We start from the raw sequence: 16,069 nt of genomic DNA, 5'->3' as shown, positions 1-16,069 counted from the left end.
CCGAGTCGGCTCGTCGTGACGAGCCGACTCGGCGAGGTCTGGGTCAGCGCTTGCCGATGATCCCGACGGCGGCGGGGACCTTGGAGTCGACGATGGAGACGCGGAACCCGGCGTCGGCCAGGGCCTTGCTCGACTTCTCGATGATCTCGGGGACCTGCTCGCGCTGGGTGGCCTCGTAGAAGAGGTTGACCGTGCCGCCGGGGAGCACGCGCTCGTGGAGCAGCGCGATCTCGGCGGATGCGTCACGCACCCAGAACAGGTTGACGTTGAACGCGAACACCTTCGTCAGCCGCTTGACCGGGACCCGCAGCGTCGCGAGGTCGATCTGGCGGACCGTGAGGCGTCCTGCCTCCAGGTACTTCGCGCAGCGTCGCTTCGTACGATCGACACCCGACTCCGAGCGATCGATCGCAAATAGCTTTCCGGTCTCCAGCCGGCTACAGATCAGCTCGGCACCAGCCCCCGGGCCACAGCCGATCTCAAGGACATGATCGTTCGGTTGAATGTCCATGAAATCAACGGCCCAACGGATCCGAGCAGGGATCGTCTGCACCACCATGGGTCCAAGACTGCCAGATCCTCCTACGGTTCCGCTCACAGCCCCTTCGACAAGCTCTGAACAAGCCTCGCGATTTGTTCACCGGATGGTGGTGGATCGTTGCTGGAGCGTGATCTATAGGGTGTGGCCTCATGACTAAGGTGGCTGTTCTCGGTGCACGTGGCAAGCTCGGTTCGGCGGTCTGCGAGGCCGTCGAGTCCGCCGATGACCTGGAGCTCGTCGCCAGGATCGGTCGCGACGACGAGCTCTCGGCGATCACCGACGCCGGTGCCGAGGTGGCCGTCGATGTCACCACGCTCGAGGCGGTGATGGGCAATGCGGAGTTCTGCCTCTCCCATGGCGTGCACACGGTGATCGGCACCTCCGGCTTCGGGCCCGACCGCGTCCAGCAGCTCGAGACCTGGCTGGCGAAGAACCCGGGCGTCGGCGCGATGGTGGTGCCCAACTTCTCGGTCGGCGCGGTGCTGATGATGCGGTTCGCCGAGCTCGCCGCGGCCCACTTCCCGTCGGTGGAGATCGTCGAGACCCACCACGAGCGGAAGGCCGACGCTCCTTCGGGTACGGCACGCAGGACCGCCGAGCTCGTCGCTGCGGCGCGCCGCGAGGCCGGGGTGGACCCGGCGCCCGACGCGACCACCTCGGCCCTCGACGGGGCCCGTGGGGCCTCTGTGGAGGGCATCCCGGTCCACTCCCTGCGTATGTCCGGATCGGTCGCCCATCAGGAGGTCATCCTCGGCGGTGTCGGCGAGCTCCTGACCATCCGTCACGACTCGCTCTCGCACGCCTCCTTCGCCCACGGCGTACTCGCCGCGATCCGCGGCATCGGCTCGCGGCCCGGGCTCACGATCGGCCTGGAGGACGTCCTCGGCCTCTGACCACCGAGTCCGCACCTGCGGACGCCGAGAATGCAGTTGTGGCGGACGAAACGGTCGTTTCGTCCGCCACAACTGCATTCTCGGCGTCTGGGGCCGGGCGCTGGGGTCAGCGGTAGTCGTCGGGGAGCTGCGTGCCGATCTTGACCTGCGGCTTGGGCAGGCGCAGGGGGCGGATCTGGATGGCGCGCATGATCGCGTAGTAGGTGGTGCCCTTGAGGTCGTTGTCGGGGAAGCGGCGCTTGAGCTCCTTGCGGAGCAGGAAGCGCAGCGCGACCAGGTTGATGATCACGGTGGCCATCACGACGAGGGTGAAGAGCTGGGAGTACATCGCCAGCTCGAGGCTGATGTAGGGCACCACGAGCGCGATGATCAGCACCGGGAGCACGATCTCGGCGAAGGTGAACCGGGCGTCGATCCAGTCGCGGATGAAGCGCTTGACCGGGCCCTTGTCGCGCAGCGGCAGGTAGCGATCGTCACCGGTCTTCATCGCCTGGCGCATCTTGTCGCCCTGCTCGGCGCGCTGGGCGCGGTTGGCGGCGTTGATCTCCTTGCGGGAGCGCGGCTGCTTGAGACGCGCCTTGCGGGCCGCCTCCGCTTCCTTGCGCGAAGGGGTCGGACGACCCTTACCGGTCTCCTTGACCGGGTTCTCGGGCTCGACGACCTGCGGGGCGGGGGACTTGCGACCGAACAACTTAAGTGACCTCTTACCTGTTGGCTGGGACACATACAGGATATCCCGATCGGCCTTGACAGCGAGTTTTGTGGACCCGGCCTAAGGTGAGAGGCAACACTTGTCCTAGGACGACGAGAGTCCAGCGGCAAGCGACGACGCGGGGCGGCCGGCGGTCGGCCGCATATGAGAGGCGTAAAGGGAACCGATGAGTGTGATGAAGCGGCTGAGCCTGGTCTTCAAGGCGAAGGCAAACAAGGCGCTCGACAAGGCCGAGGACCCACGGGAGGTGCTCGACTACAGCTACCAGAAGCAGCTTCAGATGCTGCAGCAGGTGCGCCGCGGTGTCGCGGACGTCGCGACCAGCCGCAAGCGTGTCGAGCTGCAGATCAACGGGCTCAAGCAGCAGTCCGACAAGCTCACCCAGCAGGCCCAGAAGGCCATCGAGATGAACCGTGAGGATCTTGCCCGCGAGGCCCTCACGCGCAAGAGCGGTCTCACCCAGCAGATGAACGACCTCAACACCCAGCTCGCGACCCTGCAGGGTGAGGAGGAGAAGCTCACCCTCGCCCAGCAGCGGCTGCAGGCCAAGGTGGAGTCCTTCCGCACCAAGAAGGAGACCATCAAGGCGACCTACACCGCCGCCGAGGCGCAGACCCGGATCAACGAGGCGATCTCCGGCATCGGCGAGGAGATGGGCGACGTCGGCATGGCCATGCAGCGTGCCGAGGACAAGACCCTGGAGATGCAGGCTCGCGCCGGTGCCGTCGACGAGCTGCTCGCCTCCGGTGCCCTCGACGACCTCACCGCCGGTCCCTCCGACGACATCACCCGCCAGCTCGACGCGCTCAGCTCGACCAGCGACGTCGAGGCCGAGCTCGCCGCGCTCAAGGGCCTCAACTCCCCGCAGCAGACGCAGGCGCTGCCCGGTGCCGACGCCAACGCGCCGGTCATCGACGTGGAGTCGACCGAGAAGAAGGCCGAGCAGTGATCGTACGCATCCTGGGCGAGGGGCAGTACGACCTCGACGATGCCTCCGTCGACAAGCTCAACGAGCTCGACGCCGCGGTCGAGGCCGCCTGCAAGGGCACCGACGAGGCCGTCTTCGACGCGGCCCTGGCGGCCCTGCTCGATGGCGTACGTTCGATGGGCACCGCCCACCCGGTCGACGCGATCGACTCCTCCGACCTGATCCTTCCCGGACCCGGCTCCACGCTCGCCGAGGTCTCCGAGATGCTCGGCGACGAGGGCCTCATCCCCGGCTGACCAGCAATGTCACGCTTCCAGGGTGATGCCGGGCTGACCGCCCGGATGACCACGGTGATGTTCCTGCTCGGCGCGCTGTTCGTCGGGCTCATCGTGGCGCTGATGTTCGTCATGCCCGCGCAGTGGGCGCCGATCATCGGCATCGTCGGGCTCGGCATCGCCTGGTGGCAGTGGTACGCCTCCGACACCCTCGCGATGCGCGCCATGGGCGCGCGCGAGGTGTCGGCCCAGGAGGCACCGGAGCTGCACGCGATGATCGACCGGTTGTGCACGCTGGCCGACATGCCGAAGCCGCGGGTCGGGATCGCGCACACCGACATGCCCAACGCCTTCGCCACCGGCCGCTCGCCGAAGCGGTCCGCGGTCGTGGTGACCACCGGCATCCTGCAGCGCCTGACCGCCGAGGAGCTGGAGGGCGTGCTCGCCCACGAGCTCTCCCACGTCGCCCACCGCGACGTGCTGGTGATGACGGTCGCCTCCTCGGCCGGCATCGTGGCCGGGATGCTGAGCCGCGGCTCCCAGTACGGTGCGTACGCAGGTGGCGGACGCCGCGACAACAACAACGGTCTCCCGGTGTGGCTGGTGGTGCTGCTGGTCTCGCTGGCGGTCTACGCCGTGTCGTGGCTGCTGCTGCGGATGCTGTCGCGCTACCGCGAGCTGGCCGCCGACCGGGCCGGCGCGCAGCTGACCATGAAGCCGGGCGCGCTCGCCAGCGCGCTGCAGAAGATCACCGGCGAGATCTCCGCGATCCCGAGCCGCGACCTGCGGTCCTCGCAGGCGATGAACGCGTTCTTCATCGCCCCGGCGATCAGCGGCCAGTCGCTGCGTACGCTCACCTCGACGCACCCCTCGCTGGAGCAGCGCCTGGAGCAGCTCGCCCGGATCGAGGCCGAGCTCGGCCGCCCGACCCAGTAGGGTCGGCGACGTGGGCTTCTGGGACGTCATCACGGGTCGTACGCGACCGAAGCAGGCCAACCTCGACGCACTGTTCGCGGTGCCGACCGCCGCGCTCACCATGCAGACCTCGCTCGGGCTGGTCCCGACCGGTGACGGAGCGGTCTGCTACCGGGCGGCGGCCGGTGCGGGGTTCGCCGGCACGCAGAGCGACATCGTCGAGCTGCTCGGCGCCTCCGAGGGCGCGCCGACGGTGACCACGAGCGTCGACGAGTTCGGCTTCACCTGGCTCAGCGTCGACCACGAGCCGCTGGACCCGGACAACCCCGACATCACCGGCCTGGTCACCGACCTCCACGCTGTCAACACCACCCTGGAGATGAACGGCTTCGGCCCCGGACTGCTGTGCTCGCTGATCGCCTTCCGTGACCGCAGCACGGGCACCGACGGGCGCAGCGTCGGCCTGATCTACCTCTACAAGCAGGGCACCTTCTACCCCTTCGTCCCGACCGGCCCGCAGCAGCGCGACAACCTGCTCGAGATCAACGTCCGCAGCGCGATCGAGGGCGATCTACCGGTCGAGAAGGACCTCTCCCGCTGGCTCGCCGTCTGGGGCGCCCCCGGGCTCTGAGATGGAACGTTCACGAAGCTTCGGAGCGGTCGCGGAGGACTACGAGCGCTTCCGTCCTGGCTACCCCGACGATCTGGTCGCGCTGGTGAGCGAGGTCGCCGACGGCCCGGTACGACGGGCGATCGAGATCGGTGCCGGCACCGGGAAGGCGACCCGGACGTTCGCTGCCGCCGGGATCGAGGTGGTCGCGACCGATCCCGACGCCGACATGCTCGGCGTGCTCCGGCGCGAGTGCACGGGCCTGCCGGTGACCACGGTGCATGCCGCTCTGGAGGAGCTCGACCCGGCGGCATACGAGCCGTTCGACCTGCTCTACGCTGCCGCCGCCTGGCACTGGACGGCGCCGGCGACGCGCTGGGACCTCGCCACCGCCCTGGTCCGCGACGGGGGAGCGGTGGCCTTCTTCGGCGGCCCGTTCATGCTGGCCGACGACGAGGTCGCGGCCATCGAGGACGAGATGATCGCGGCGTACGCCCCGGAAGGACGCCACCTGCCGCCGCCGTCCGCGGCTGACGCGTCGATGCTGTTCCCCGGGGACGAGATGCTGGCCGACAGCCGGCTGTGCGACGTACGCCAGCGGGAGGTGCCGCGCCGGTTCACCCTCACCCGCGCGGACTACGTACGCCACCTCGACACCATCTCCGCGATCCGGATCCTGTCGGCCGCCGACCGGTCCGCGCTCTTCGCCGACTTGGCCGCGGTCCTCCCCGAGCGGGTGGAGGTGCGCGCGGACCTGATGGTCCACACCGCCCGCCGCGCCGGGGACGGGACGTTCGCGCGGCGGTGACATCGACACACCACAGTGGCCTCACAGGCACCACACAGCAAACAGCCGCATGATGGAGGCATGAGTGCTGGAGGAAAGGGCCTGACCCGCGCCGACGGCTCGCCCCTGCGGGTGCTGGTCGTGGACGACGAGGTGAACATCGCCGAGCTGATCGCGATGGCGCTGCGGTTCGAGGGCTGGGAGATCACCATGGCCCACTCCGGTTCCAAGGCTGTGGCCGCCGCGAAGGAGACCGCTCCCGACGCGATCGTGCTCGACTGGATGCTGCCCGACTTCGACGGGCTCGAGGTCCTGCGCCGGGTGCGGTCGACCAACCCGGGCGTACCCGTCCTGTTCCTCACCGCCAAGGACGCGGTCGAGGACCGGGTCGCCGGGCTCACCGCGGGCGGTGACGACTACGTGATCAAGCCGTTCTCGCTCGAGGAGCTCGTCGCCCGGCTGCGTGGGCTGATGCGACGGGCCGGAGCGACCCGGGTCGAGGAGCACTCGGTGATCCGAGTCGGCGACCTGACGATGGACGAGGACTCGCGCGAGGTGCACCGTGCCGGGGGGGAGATCACCCTCACCGCGACCGAGTTCGAGCTGCTCCGCTTCCTGATGCGCAACCCGCGCCGGGTGCTGTCCAAGGCCCAGATCCTCGACCGGGTCTGGTCCTACGACTTCGGCGGCCAGGCCAACGTCGTCGAGCTCTACATCTCCTACCTGCGCAAGAAGATCGACGCCGGTCGTGAGCCGATGATCCACACCATGCGCGGCGCGGGCTATGTGCTGAAGGCCGCTGAGTGAGCGTCCGTCTCAAGCGGCTGGTCGCGCCCCTCAGCTCGCGTCTGGTCATCACCGCGGTCTCCCTGGTCCTCGTCGTCTCGCTGCTGATCGCCACCTTCGCCACGATCGCGCTGCGCGAGACGTTGATGGACCGGCTCGACCGCGATGTCCGGGACATGGCGCGCAGTGTCGCGGGTCCCGGCCCTGGGCGCGGTTTGGCCAGCGCGCCGGACTCGATCCTCGCGTACTTCCCGGAGAACGGCGATGCCCAGGGCACCCTCGGTGACTTCGATCCGGACGACGTCAAGAAGCTCAGCGATGCTGACCTGGACCTGCTGGCGGACGTCGACGTCGACGCCCGCCCTCATGACATCGAACTGCCCGACCGCGGCACCTTTCGGGTGATCGCGCAGTCGGGCGTCGTCGCTGAGACGGGTCAGACCGTGATCGTCGTCACCGGCCATTCGACCGCCGAGGTCGAGAACACCATCGAGAGCCTGATCTTCTGGGAGGCCCTGCTGACCCTGCTGGGCGTTCTGGCCGCGGCAGGCGCCGGCTACGTCGTCGTACGCCGCCAGCTCAGCCCGCTGCGCGAGGTCGCCGCCACCGCCCACACCGTGGCCGCGCTGCCGCTCTCCTCCGGCGAGGTCTCGGTGACCGAGCGGGTGCCCGAGCGGCTCACCGACGAGGACACCGAGGTCGGCCAGGTCGGCGCCGCGCTCAACTCGCTGCTGGACCACGTGGAGACCTCGCTGGCCGAGCGTCATCGCAGCGAGCAGCAGGTACGCCAGTTCGTCGCCGACGCCTCCCACGAGCTGCGTACTCCGCTGACCACCATCCGCGGCTACACCGAGCTGGCCCAGCAGCGTCCCGAAGCGGTCCCGACGGCGCTCGGCAAGGTCGAGGAGGAGTCACTGCGGATGACCGCGCTGGTCGAGGACCTGCTCCTGCTCGCGCGCCTCGACCAGGGCCGCCCGCTCGCCCGCGACTCGGTCGACCTGACCCGGCTGCTCCTGGAGGCCGTCGACGATGCTCGCGTCGTCGACCCCTCGCACACCTGGCGGCTCGAGCTGCCGGCCGGCGCCGACTCCGGTGACGCAGAGGTGATCGTCGCCGGCGACGCCCAGCGCCTCCACCAGGTGATCAGCAACCTGCTCACCAACGAGCGCCGGCACACGCCCGCCGGCACCACGGTCACCGTCCGCGTACGTCCTGACGGCTTCGACGTCCACGACGACGGCCCGGGCTTCCCGCCGGCCCTGGTCCCGCACGCGTTCGAGCGCTTCACCCGGGCCGACGAGGCGCGGCAGCGCGACGGCGGCGCCGGCCTCGGCCTCGCCCTCGTCCACGCCATCGTCACCGCTCACGGCGGCACCGTGACCCTCACCAGTGCCCCGGGCGACACCACGATCGCCGTACGTCTGCCGCGCCCGTCCGAGGGATGAGGTGGGGTTTTCCCTACCCGGTTCGGCTCCTTGAGCCCATCGTGGGGGAGCGGCGGGTTCCTTAGCGTCGAAGGGTGACATCAGCCACCCGAAACCGCAGGAGCCACTCATGACCACACCCGCCCTCGAGGTCACCGGCCTCACCAGGACCTACGGCACCGGCGCGGCCGCCGTGGCCGCGCTCAACGGACTCGACCTGGCCTGCGCGCCGGGCACCTTCACCGCCGTGATGGGGCCCTCCGGCTCCGGCAAGTCCACCTTCCTGACCTGCGCCGGAGCGCTGGAGCAGCCGACGGGCGGCCGGGTCGTCATCGCCGGCCAGGACGTCACCGAGCTGACCGAGGCGCGTCGGACCAGACTGCGCCGCGAGCGGATCGGATTCGTCTTCCAGGGCTTCCACCTGCTGCCGTACCTGACCGCCGAGCAGAACGTCGCGCTGCCGCTGCGGCTGGCGGGGGGCCGGATCGACGCGGCTGCCCGCCGCCGGATCCGCGAGCTGCTCGACCGCGTCGGCCTGGGCGATCGCACCGGCCACCTGCCGGCACAGCTCTCCGGTGGCCAGCAGCAGCGGGTCGCGATCGCCCGGGCGCTGGTGACCGGTCCCGACATCGTCCTCGCCGATGAGCCCACCGGAGCCCTCGACTCCCACACGGCGGCCTCGGTGCTGGCCCTGCTCCGGAGCCTCGTGCGCGAGCTCGGTGCGACCGTCGTGATGGTGACGCACGACCCGGTCGCCGCTGCGTACGCGGACAGCGTGGTCTTCCTCGTCGACGGCCGTGCCGTGGGACGGATGGACAACCCCGCCGCCGAGGCCGTCGCCGGCCAGATGGCACATCTCGACGAGCTCACCGCCCGGGCCGAGCGGGAGATGGTGTGATGTTGACCCTGGCACTGCGCTCGCTGCGACACCGCGCCACCGCCATGACCGCGACCTTCGTCGCGATCCTGCTGGGCACGGCGGTGATGGGTTCGTTCACGCCGCTGATCCAGGTCGCCCTCGAACCCGGCACGCCGAGCGCCGAGCGGGAGACCCTGCTCGTCCTCGGGGGAGTGGTCGGCGCCTGGGGCACCGTCATCGCGCTCTTCTCGATCGTCTCGACCGTCGGCATCACCGTCCGGCAGCGCGAGGTCGAGATCGGCCTGCTGCGCACCGTCGGCGCCGAGCCCCGTCAGGTACGCGCCCTGGTGCGGGCGGAGACGCTCGTGGTCGCGCTCGTCGCCGCCGTCCTCGGCGCCGTCGTGGCCAGCCTGACCAGCCGAGCTCTCCTCGACCTGCTGCAGTCCGGTGGCGTCGTCAGCGAGCAGGTCGCCCACTCGGGCGGCTGGATCGCGCTCGCCGCGACCGTCGTGCTGCTCCTGCTCGTCTCCTTGGCCGCCTCCGGCCTGGCCGGGTCACGTGCCTCCCGCGGACCGGCGACAGTCGCCCTCTCCGAGGCCAGGACGGGCACCGGACGCATCGCCTGGTGGCGGTGGGTCGTGGCCCTGGTCGCCGTCGGCCACGCCACGACCATGGTCGTGATGACCATGGCCACGGGCAAGGACGCCGCCGACCCGTACGACGCGATGGCGATGACCGGCTCCCTCGGGCTCCTGGTCGCGGTGGGTCTGGCCGCCCTGGCACCGCTGCTGTTGAGGGCCGGGAGCTGGGTGCTGCGGCCGCTCCTAGGCGGCACGAGCGGGCATCTGGCGGCGTACAACACCTCGCGGAGGTCGCACCTGCTCGCCGGTGTGCTCGCGCCGGTGATGGTGCTCTCCGCGGCCGCGGTCAGCATCCTGATGCTGGTCGGGATCGACGAGCGTACGCTGCCCACCGGTCTGCCCCCGGAGGTCACCGAGGGCTACGAGACGATCAACCTGCTCAACAACGTGGTCACCGCGATGATCTGCGCGTTCGCCGCGATCATGGTGATCAACGCCTTCGCCGCGCTCCTCGCCGACCGGCGCCTGGAGCTGCACCGGCTGCGGCTGCTCGGCGCCACCCCCGGTCAGGTACGCGGCTCCATCCTCGCCGAGGCCGGTGTGGTCGCCGCGGTCGGCACGGTCATCGGCCTGCTCGCCGCCCAGGCGACGATCGTCCCGTTCGCCTACGTCCGGGGCGAGGGTCTGGTGCCCGACGCACAGCTCTGGCTGCCGCCGCTGCTGATCGCCGGTGCCGTGGCGCTCACGCTGGCCTCGGCGGCCGGCGCGACGAGCCGGGCATTGCGCACGACGTCCGGCGCTCGCTGATGTCACACTCACTCCTGATGACCGAGTGGGATGCACCGATCCGGACCGTGCGGCCGGAGCCGTTCAGCGGGCAGGCGCTCGTCGAGCGGCTCCGGCTGACCGGACTGTCGCTGGGCTATGCCCTGATGATGGCTCCGGCCCTGGTGCTGGCGATCCTCACCCTGCTCTCGATCCCGCTCGGGCTGGTGTTCGGGGTCGGCATCGGGATCGCCCTGGGCGCGGTGCCGGCCACCCAGGCCGTCGCCGGTGTGCATCGCCGGGTGAGCGGGATGCTCCTCGGGGAGACCATCCCGGAGACGTACGCGGACCTGAGCGCGCAGCAGGTCCTGAGCCGGCCGTTCCGGTGGCTCCGCGAGAAGGCGCGCTGGCGCGACTTCGCCTTCTGCTGGTTCTCCGCAACCGGGGGCTTCGTGCTCTCCCTGCTGCCCGCGGCGTTCCTGACCGTGCCGGTGACCTGGCTGGTCCTGGCGCTCTCCGGCATCACCTGGGTGGCCTGGCTGCTGATCCTGCTCAGCGGACCGCTGCTGCTGGTGTGGTGGGTGTCGACCCCGGGCCTGGTCCGGGCGCGGGCGCTGGCCGAGCGGGGCATCTTCGGCCAGGGGCAGGTCGCCACGCTGGCCGCCAGGGTGGAGAAGGTCGAGTCGACCCGTGCCGAGACGCTGGACCACTCGGCGGCCGAGCTGCGCCGCATCGAGCGGGACCTCCACGACGGTGCCCAGGCCAGGATTGCCGCGGTCGGGATGAGCGTCGGCCTCGCCGAGAAGCTGATGGCGACCGACCCGGACGCCGCCGCCGCGCTGCTGCGCGAGGCTCGCGAGACCACGGTGTCCGCGCTGGAGGACCTACGTGGAGTCGTACGCGGCATCCTGCCGCCCGTGCTCGCCGACCGTGGCCTCGTGGGAGCGGTCCAGGCCCTCACCGCCGGGCTGCCGCTGCCGGTCACCGTCGCCATCGAGCTGCCTGGGCGGCTACCCGACCCGGTCGAGTCGGCGGCCTACTTCGCGGTGGCCGAGTGCCTGGCCAACGCGGTCAAGCACTCCGGTGCCGACCGGGCATTCGTACGCGGCAGCCACAACGGGCAGCGGCTGCGGATCGTCGTGGGCGACAACGGCCGCGGCGGAGCCGACCCGACCGGGCACGGGCTCGGCGGCGTCGCGACCCGGCTGGCCGCCTTCGACGGCACCGTCGAGGTCGAGAGCCCCTCCGGCGGCCCGACCCTGATCACCCTGGAGGTGCCTTGCCGGATCTGAGGGTGGTCCTGGGCGAGGACCAGGCGCTGCTGCGCGTCGGCCTCACCCGGATCCTCGAAGCGGGCGGGATCGAGGTCGTCGAGGCCGTCGACAACGCGCCCGCCCTGGCCCGGGCCCTGGTCCGGCCGGACGTGGACGCGGCGGTGGTCGACGTACGTCTTCCTCCGTCCTTCACCACCGAGGGCATCACCGCGGCGATCGAGGCCCGGCAGACTCGGTCAGGGTTCCCGGTGCTCGTGTTGAGCCAGTACGTCGAGCCGCTCTATGCCCGCGACCTGCTCGCCGGGGGAGAGGGCGCGGTCGGCTACCTGCTCAAGGACCGGGTCGCCGACGTCGACGCCTTCCTCGCGGCGGTGCGCCAGGTCGCCGGTGGCGGGACCGTCCTCGACCCGGAGGTCGTCGCCGCGCTCCTCACCCGCCGCGAACGCCCGCTCGACCGGCTCACCGAGCGGGAGCGCGAGGTGATGACGCTGATCGCCGAGGGGCGATCCAACGCCGCCATCGCTGCCCGGCTCTTCGTCACCGAGAAGGCGGTCGGCAAGCACATCAGCTCGATCTTCACCAAGCTCGACCTGCCCCAGGCGAGCGACGACAACCGTCGCGTGCTCGCCGTTCTGGCCTGGCTCAACGACACCTGAGCGAGGCGTCACCTACGTCGGCCGAGACGTCGCTCCCGTCGGCCGAGACGGCAGGCCGGTGCCAACTCGGCCGACCGGGCTGACGCCTCGGCGAGGGGTGGTCAGTCGTCCTGGGTCTTGCCTGGCAGGTCGAGCATGCGCTGCAGGGCGAGCTTGGCGTAGCGCTCGGTGTCGGGGTCGACCTCGATGCGGTTGATGACCTGGCCCTCGACCAGGGACTCGAGCGCCCAGACGAGATGGGGGAGGTCGATGCGGTTCATCGTCGAGCAGTAGCACACGGTGCGGTCCAGGAAGACGATCCGCTTGTCCGGGTGAGCGTTGGCGAGGCGCTTGACCAGGTTGAGCTCGGTGCCGATCGCCCAGGCCGAGCCGGCGGGAGCGGCCTCGATCGTCGAGATGATGAACTCGGTCGAGCCGACCAGGTCGGCCTTGAGGACGACCTCGTGCTGGCACTCGGGGTGGACCAGGATCTGCACACCCGGGATCTCGGCGCGCAGGTCGTCGATGGTGTCGGCGGAGAAGCGGCCGTGGACCGAGCAGTGGCCCTTCCACAGGATCACCTTCGCCGCGCGCAGCTCGTCGGCGCTGAGGCCGCCACCGGGCTTGAGCGGGTCCCAGACCACGCAGTCGCCCAGCGACATGCCGAGCTTGAGGACCGCGGTGTTGCGGCCGAGGTGCTGGTCGGGGAAGAAGAGGACCTTGGCGTCGTCCTTCTGGTCGAAGGCCCACTCCAGCACGGCCTGCGCGTTGGAGGAGGTGCACACGACGCCGTCGTGGCGCCCGCAGAACGCCTTGATGTCGGCGGAGGAGTTCATGTACGTCACCGGCACGACCTGCTCGGCCACGCCCGCCTCGGAGAGCGCCTCCCAGGCCTTCTCGACCTGCCCCAGCCGCGCCATGTCGGCCATCGAGCAACCGGCGGCGAGGTCGGGGAGGATGACCGCCTGCGAGGGCGAGGTGAGGATGTCGGCCGACTCGGCCATGAAGTGCACGCCGCAGAAGACGATGTACTCCGCGTCCGGCCGGGCGGCGGCGTCGCGCGCGAGCTTGAAGGAGTCCCCGGTCACGTCAGCGAACTGGATGACCTCGTCGCGCTGATAGTGGTGCCCGAGGACGAACACCTTCTCGCCCAGCTTCTCCTTGGCGGCGAGCGCGCGCTTGACCAGGTCGGGGTCGGAGGCGGCCGGCAGGTCGCCGGGGCACTCGACGCCACGCTCGGAGTTCAGGTCGGTGCCGCGCCCCAGGGGGAGCAGCGGGAGGTCGACAGTCGTCATGATGACGATAATACATGTCGAGGGCTCGGGACCCTCGTGGCATGGGTCACATGGTGGTACGGGCTCAAACTCGCAGGGGGCGCACGGCATCCCATGCCGGGTCGGTGTCGACCCGGGTGACGACGTCGCCGTGGGCCCAGTCGTCGACCGTCTCCTCCAGTCGCTGCGGGGCTGCGGTGGTGGGGTCGACATAGGCGTGGAGAACGCGTACGCCGTTGGTGGTCTCGTGCGCCACGACGCGACCGTCGCGCCCGAGGGTCGTGGCGAGCCGGTCCTCGAGCTGGCCGAGCTCGCGCAGAGCGTCGGGCGAGGGGAGACCTCGCTCGGCGAAACCGACGTAGGGGACCATCACGCCGACGTGATGGGTCAGGTTGGGGGCGGTGACCGGGTGCAGGGGCACGACCGCGCTCGCGATAACCGGCCCCTGGGGGCTCTCCCCGTGGAGCAGCACCCAGGCCGGGTTGCCGTCGGGGTCGACGTACTCCTTGCGGAGATTGCGTACGGCGACGCTCAGCCCGTCGAGGCCGAAGCCGTCGCGGGGTCGGGCGGTGGTGGTCTCGACCTCGCCGATCCACAGCTCGGTGCTGGACTCGCCCAGCGTCGTGTCGAGAGCGTGGAAGGCGACCTGCAGACGGGCGTCGTCGGCGAGGTCGGGGAAGGCCGGGTGGAAGAGGGTGAGGTCGAAGTGGGCGCCGTTCTGCCGGGCGGCGACCAGCACGTCGGCCAGCCGGATCGCAGCGCCGCCGGGAGTGGTGAGCACCGCCTCGACCGGATCGTCGACGGGCGGGCGCTGGTCGCTGAACTCCCAGGGTGAGACGCCGTCGGGCTCGGGGGCGGCGAGCAGCCAGCGGCGTGCCAGCGCACGATGGTCGGGGTTGCCGCCGGCCGAGACGACCAACAGCCGGCCGCCCAGCGGCCCGGGGCCGACCTCCCAGCTCAGACCGGCCTCGATCGCGTCGACCCGTCGGGCCAGCAGCGAGACGAGAGCGTCCTGGTCGTCGGCGTCGAGCGCCGCACCACAGGCCAGAGCTCCCTTCTGGGCCCACCAGGTCCAGAAGCCGTTGATCCGCCTGGTCTCTGAGTCGCCGGCCCCGCGCCGCCCGAAGATCCGCACGAAACGACCTTAACGCGACGCATGCGGAATGGTTACGACACCAAAAATGTCAGGTGGAACACCTGGTGCTTCCGTGCGCGGGTAGGTTTCGGCCATGCGAGTGCTGATCGCCCCCGACAAGTACGCAGGCACGCTCACCGCCTCCCAGGCGGCCGCCGCGATCGCGGAGGGCTGGCGGCGTACGGCGCCCCGCGACGAGCTCTCGCTCGCGCCGATGGCGGACGGCGGACCGGGGTTCCTCGAGCTGCTGCACGACGTCCTCGGTGGCGACCTCCACGAGGTCGAGGTCAGAGGCCCGCACGGTGAGCCGGTGACGGCGCAGGTGCTGGTCGACGGCGAGACCGCCTACCTCGAGTCGGCCCAGGCCGCCGGCCTGCACCTGACCGGCGGAAAGGGGGCGGAGCAGGCGAGCTCGTACGGAGTGGGCCAGCTGCTGCTCGCCGCCCGTGACGCCGGCGCGAGCACGGTCGTGGTCGGCCTCGGCGGCTCGGGCACCAGCGACGGCGGAGCGGGGCTGCTCGCCGCGCTCGGCGCCACCGCGGACCGGCCGCTCGATGGCGGCGTCGCCGGGCTCGAGGGCATCACCGAGGTCACGCTCCCCGAGCCCCCGGGCCTCGAGATCGTGATCGCCAGCGACGTGGACAACCCGCTGACCGGGCTCTTCGGCGCGATCAAGGTCTACGGCGAGCAGAAGGGGCTGGCCGAGGAGACCATGCCTCGCTGGGACGGCGTGCTCCAGGACCTGGCCGCCGCCACGTCACGCAAGACCGCGACCGAGAAGGGCGCGGGCGCGGCCGGCGGGATCGGGTTCGCGCTGCTGCTTCTCGGCGCCACCCGACGTCCGGGGTTCGACGTCGTCGCCGACCTGCTCGGACTGCCCGAGCTGGCCGCCCGGACCGACCTGGTGATCACCGGTGAGGGCTCCTTCGACCCGCAGAGCGCGGCCGGGAAGGTGCCGGCCGGGGTCGCCAGGCTGGCCGAGCAGGCGCTGCGGCCCTGCATCGTGCTGGCCGGCAAGGTCAGCATGAGCGGGCGGGAGATGCGTACGCTCGGGATCGACGCCGCCTACTCGCTCGTCGACAGCGTCGGCGAGGAGCAGGCGCTCAGCCAGGCGTACGACTCCCTGGTCCAGGTCGCCGCCAGGGTGGCCCGGACGTGGTCCGCCGACCAGCGGGAATAACCGATGATGTGCGACGATTGACCTTGAGACACACCCGCACCCACGCACAGGGAGCCCAGCTACATGACCGAGCAGACTACCGAACGCCGCGCCGACTCCATCAACCTGAGCGACGTTGCCGCCGCGAAGGTGAAGAGCCTCCTTGAGCAGGAAGGCCGCGACGACCTGAGCCTGCGCATCTCCGTGCAGCCCGGCGGCTGCTCCGGCCTGCGCTACCAGCTCTTCTTCGACGAGCGCACCCTCGACGGTGACGTCGTCACCGACTTCGACGGTGTCTCCGTCGTCGTCGACCGGATGAGCGTTCCCTACCTCAACGGCGCCATGATCGACTTCGTGGACAGCATCGAGAAGCAGGGGTTCACCATCGACAACCCCAACGCCACCGGCTCCTGCGCCTGCGGCGACTCGTTCCACTGAGTCCCAGAACGTCAGCAGCCCCTGCCGCATAGGCAGGGGCTGCTCGTATTTGGTGGCCTCCACGTTTCCTGGAAGCCA

Annotated in this window: 18 protein-coding genes; 14 read left to right on the top strand and 4 right to left on the bottom strand. The window is 70.6% G+C overall.

All coding sequences use genetic code 11. The features are described from left to right. Window positions 1-43: 43 nt before the first annotated feature. Window positions 44-511, bottom strand: a complete 468-nt coding sequence (locus ACW14X_RS04950) for a class I SAM-dependent methyltransferase (protein ID WP_336738557.1) — start codon at window positions 509-511, stop codon at window positions 44-46. 179 nt (window positions 512-690) lie between these two features. On the opposite strand from ACW14X_RS04950, the gene dapB reads away from it, so the two are divergent. Next, the gene (dapB, locus tag ACW14X_RS04945) at window positions 691-1,434 is read left to right on the top strand and encodes a 4-hydroxy-tetrahydrodipicolinate reductase (RefSeq protein WP_457164906.1); all 744 of its coding nucleotides are present in this window, start codon (window positions 691-693) and stop codon (window positions 1,432-1,434) included. Window positions 1,435-1,540: 106 nt separating this feature from the next. Here the strand turns inward: dapB and ACW14X_RS04940 are convergent, their stop codons facing one another. Beyond that, on the bottom strand, window positions 1,541-2,125 hold the full coding sequence (locus ACW14X_RS04940) for a DUF3043 domain-containing protein (RefSeq protein ID WP_160024413.1): 585 nt from the start codon (window positions 2,123-2,125) through the stop codon (window positions 1,541-1,543). A 187-nt stretch (window positions 2,126-2,312) separates the two neighbouring features. On the opposite strand from ACW14X_RS04940, the gene ACW14X_RS04935 reads away from it, so the two are divergent. The 11 genes from ACW14X_RS04935 to ACW14X_RS04885 all read left to right on the top strand — a co-directional run bounded on the left by ACW14X_RS04935 (window position 2,313) and on the right by ACW14X_RS04885 (window position 12,006). Continuing rightward, a complete protein-coding gene (locus ACW14X_RS04935; RefSeq protein ID WP_201451065.1) occupies window positions 2,313-3,095 on the top strand; it encodes a PspA/IM30 family protein in 783 nt (260 codons plus the stop codon). Next, complete coding sequence (pspAA, locus tag ACW14X_RS04930; RefSeq protein WP_350843654.1) at window positions 3,092-3,370, top strand: PspA-associated protein PspAA; 279 nt, start codon at window positions 3,092-3,094, stop codon at window positions 3,368-3,370. Before ACW14X_RS04935 ends, pspAA begins: the two co-directional genes overlap by 4 nt. 6 nt (window positions 3,371-3,376) lie before the next feature. Continuing rightward, the gene (htpX, locus tag ACW14X_RS04925; protein WP_350843656.1) at window positions 3,377-4,285 is read left to right on the top strand and encodes a zinc metalloprotease HtpX; all 909 of its coding nucleotides are present in this window, start codon (window positions 3,377-3,379) and stop codon (window positions 4,283-4,285) included. Between the two features lie 10 nt (window positions 4,286-4,295). Further along, window positions 4,296-4,895, top strand: coding sequence for a PspA-associated protein PspAB (pspAB, locus tag ACW14X_RS04920; protein WP_400468020.1), 600 nt, complete (start codon window positions 4,296-4,298; stop codon window positions 4,893-4,895). A 1-nt stretch (window position 4,896) separates the two neighbouring features. After that, window positions 4,897-5,682, top strand: coding sequence for a class I SAM-dependent methyltransferase (locus tag ACW14X_RS04915; RefSeq protein WP_457164905.1), 786 nt, complete (start codon window positions 4,897-4,899; stop codon window positions 5,680-5,682). Between the two features lie 60 nt (window positions 5,683-5,742). After that, complete coding sequence (locus ACW14X_RS04910; protein ID WP_457164904.1) at window positions 5,743-6,468, top strand: response regulator transcription factor; 726 nt, start codon at window positions 5,743-5,745, stop codon at window positions 6,466-6,468. Then, a complete protein-coding gene (locus tag ACW14X_RS04905) occupies window positions 6,465-7,892 on the top strand; it encodes a sensor histidine kinase (RefSeq protein ID WP_457164903.1) in 1,428 nt (475 codons plus the stop codon). Before ACW14X_RS04910 ends, ACW14X_RS04905 begins: the two co-directional genes overlap by 4 nt. Before the next feature lie 109 nt (window positions 7,893-8,001). Further along, a complete protein-coding gene (locus tag ACW14X_RS04900; RefSeq protein ID WP_350843664.1) occupies window positions 8,002-8,769 on the top strand; it encodes an ABC transporter ATP-binding protein in 768 nt (255 codons plus the stop codon). Continuing rightward, complete coding sequence (locus ACW14X_RS04895) at window positions 8,769-10,118, top strand: FtsX-like permease family protein (RefSeq protein WP_350718923.1); 1,350 nt, start codon at window positions 8,769-8,771, stop codon at window positions 10,116-10,118. The genes ACW14X_RS04900 and ACW14X_RS04895 overlap by 1 nt, the downstream gene beginning before the upstream one ends. 17 nt (window positions 10,119-10,135) lie before the next feature. Continuing rightward, the gene (locus ACW14X_RS04890) at window positions 10,136-11,368 is read left to right on the top strand and encodes a histidine kinase (protein ID WP_457164902.1); all 1,233 of its coding nucleotides are present in this window, start codon (window positions 10,136-10,138) and stop codon (window positions 11,366-11,368) included. Beyond that, window positions 11,365-12,006, top strand: coding sequence for a LuxR C-terminal-related transcriptional regulator (locus ACW14X_RS04885; protein WP_457166048.1), 642 nt, complete (start codon window positions 11,365-11,367; stop codon window positions 12,004-12,006). The genes ACW14X_RS04890 and ACW14X_RS04885 overlap by 4 nt, the downstream gene beginning before the upstream one ends. A gap of 101 nt (window positions 12,007-12,107) precedes the next feature. Here the strand turns inward: ACW14X_RS04885 and nadA are convergent, their stop codons facing one another. Then, window positions 12,108-13,280, bottom strand: a complete 1,173-nt coding sequence (nadA, locus tag ACW14X_RS04880) for a quinolinate synthase NadA (RefSeq protein ID WP_350843670.1) — start codon at window positions 13,278-13,280, stop codon at window positions 12,108-12,110. 64 nt (window positions 13,281-13,344) lie between these two features. After that, window positions 13,345-14,394, bottom strand: coding sequence for a DUF695 domain-containing protein (locus ACW14X_RS04875; protein ID WP_457164901.1), 1,050 nt, complete (start codon window positions 14,392-14,394; stop codon window positions 13,345-13,347). A 94-nt stretch (window positions 14,395-14,488) separates the two neighbouring features. Between ACW14X_RS04875 and ACW14X_RS04870 the strand changes: the two genes are divergently transcribed. Both ACW14X_RS04870 and erpA read left to right on the top strand, forming a co-directional pair. Further along, window positions 14,489-15,574 carry a glycerate kinase family protein gene (locus ACW14X_RS04870; protein ID WP_457164900.1) on the top strand — a complete coding sequence of 362 codons (1,086 nt, stop codon included), beginning with the start codon at window positions 14,489-14,491 and terminating at the stop codon, window positions 15,572-15,574. A 63-nt stretch (window positions 15,575-15,637) separates the two neighbouring features. After that, entirely contained in the window at window positions 15,638-15,991 is a 354-nt protein-coding gene (gene erpA / locus ACW14X_RS04865; protein WP_008363173.1) for an iron-sulfur cluster insertion protein ErpA, read from the top strand. Window positions 15,992-16,069 lie beyond the last annotated feature (78 nt).

This window comes from Nocardioides sp. YJ-D4 (assembly GCF_054031495.1).
The sequence above is the reverse complement of the archived record's forward strand: the minus strand, read 5'-3'. Positions and strand labels throughout refer to the sequence as shown.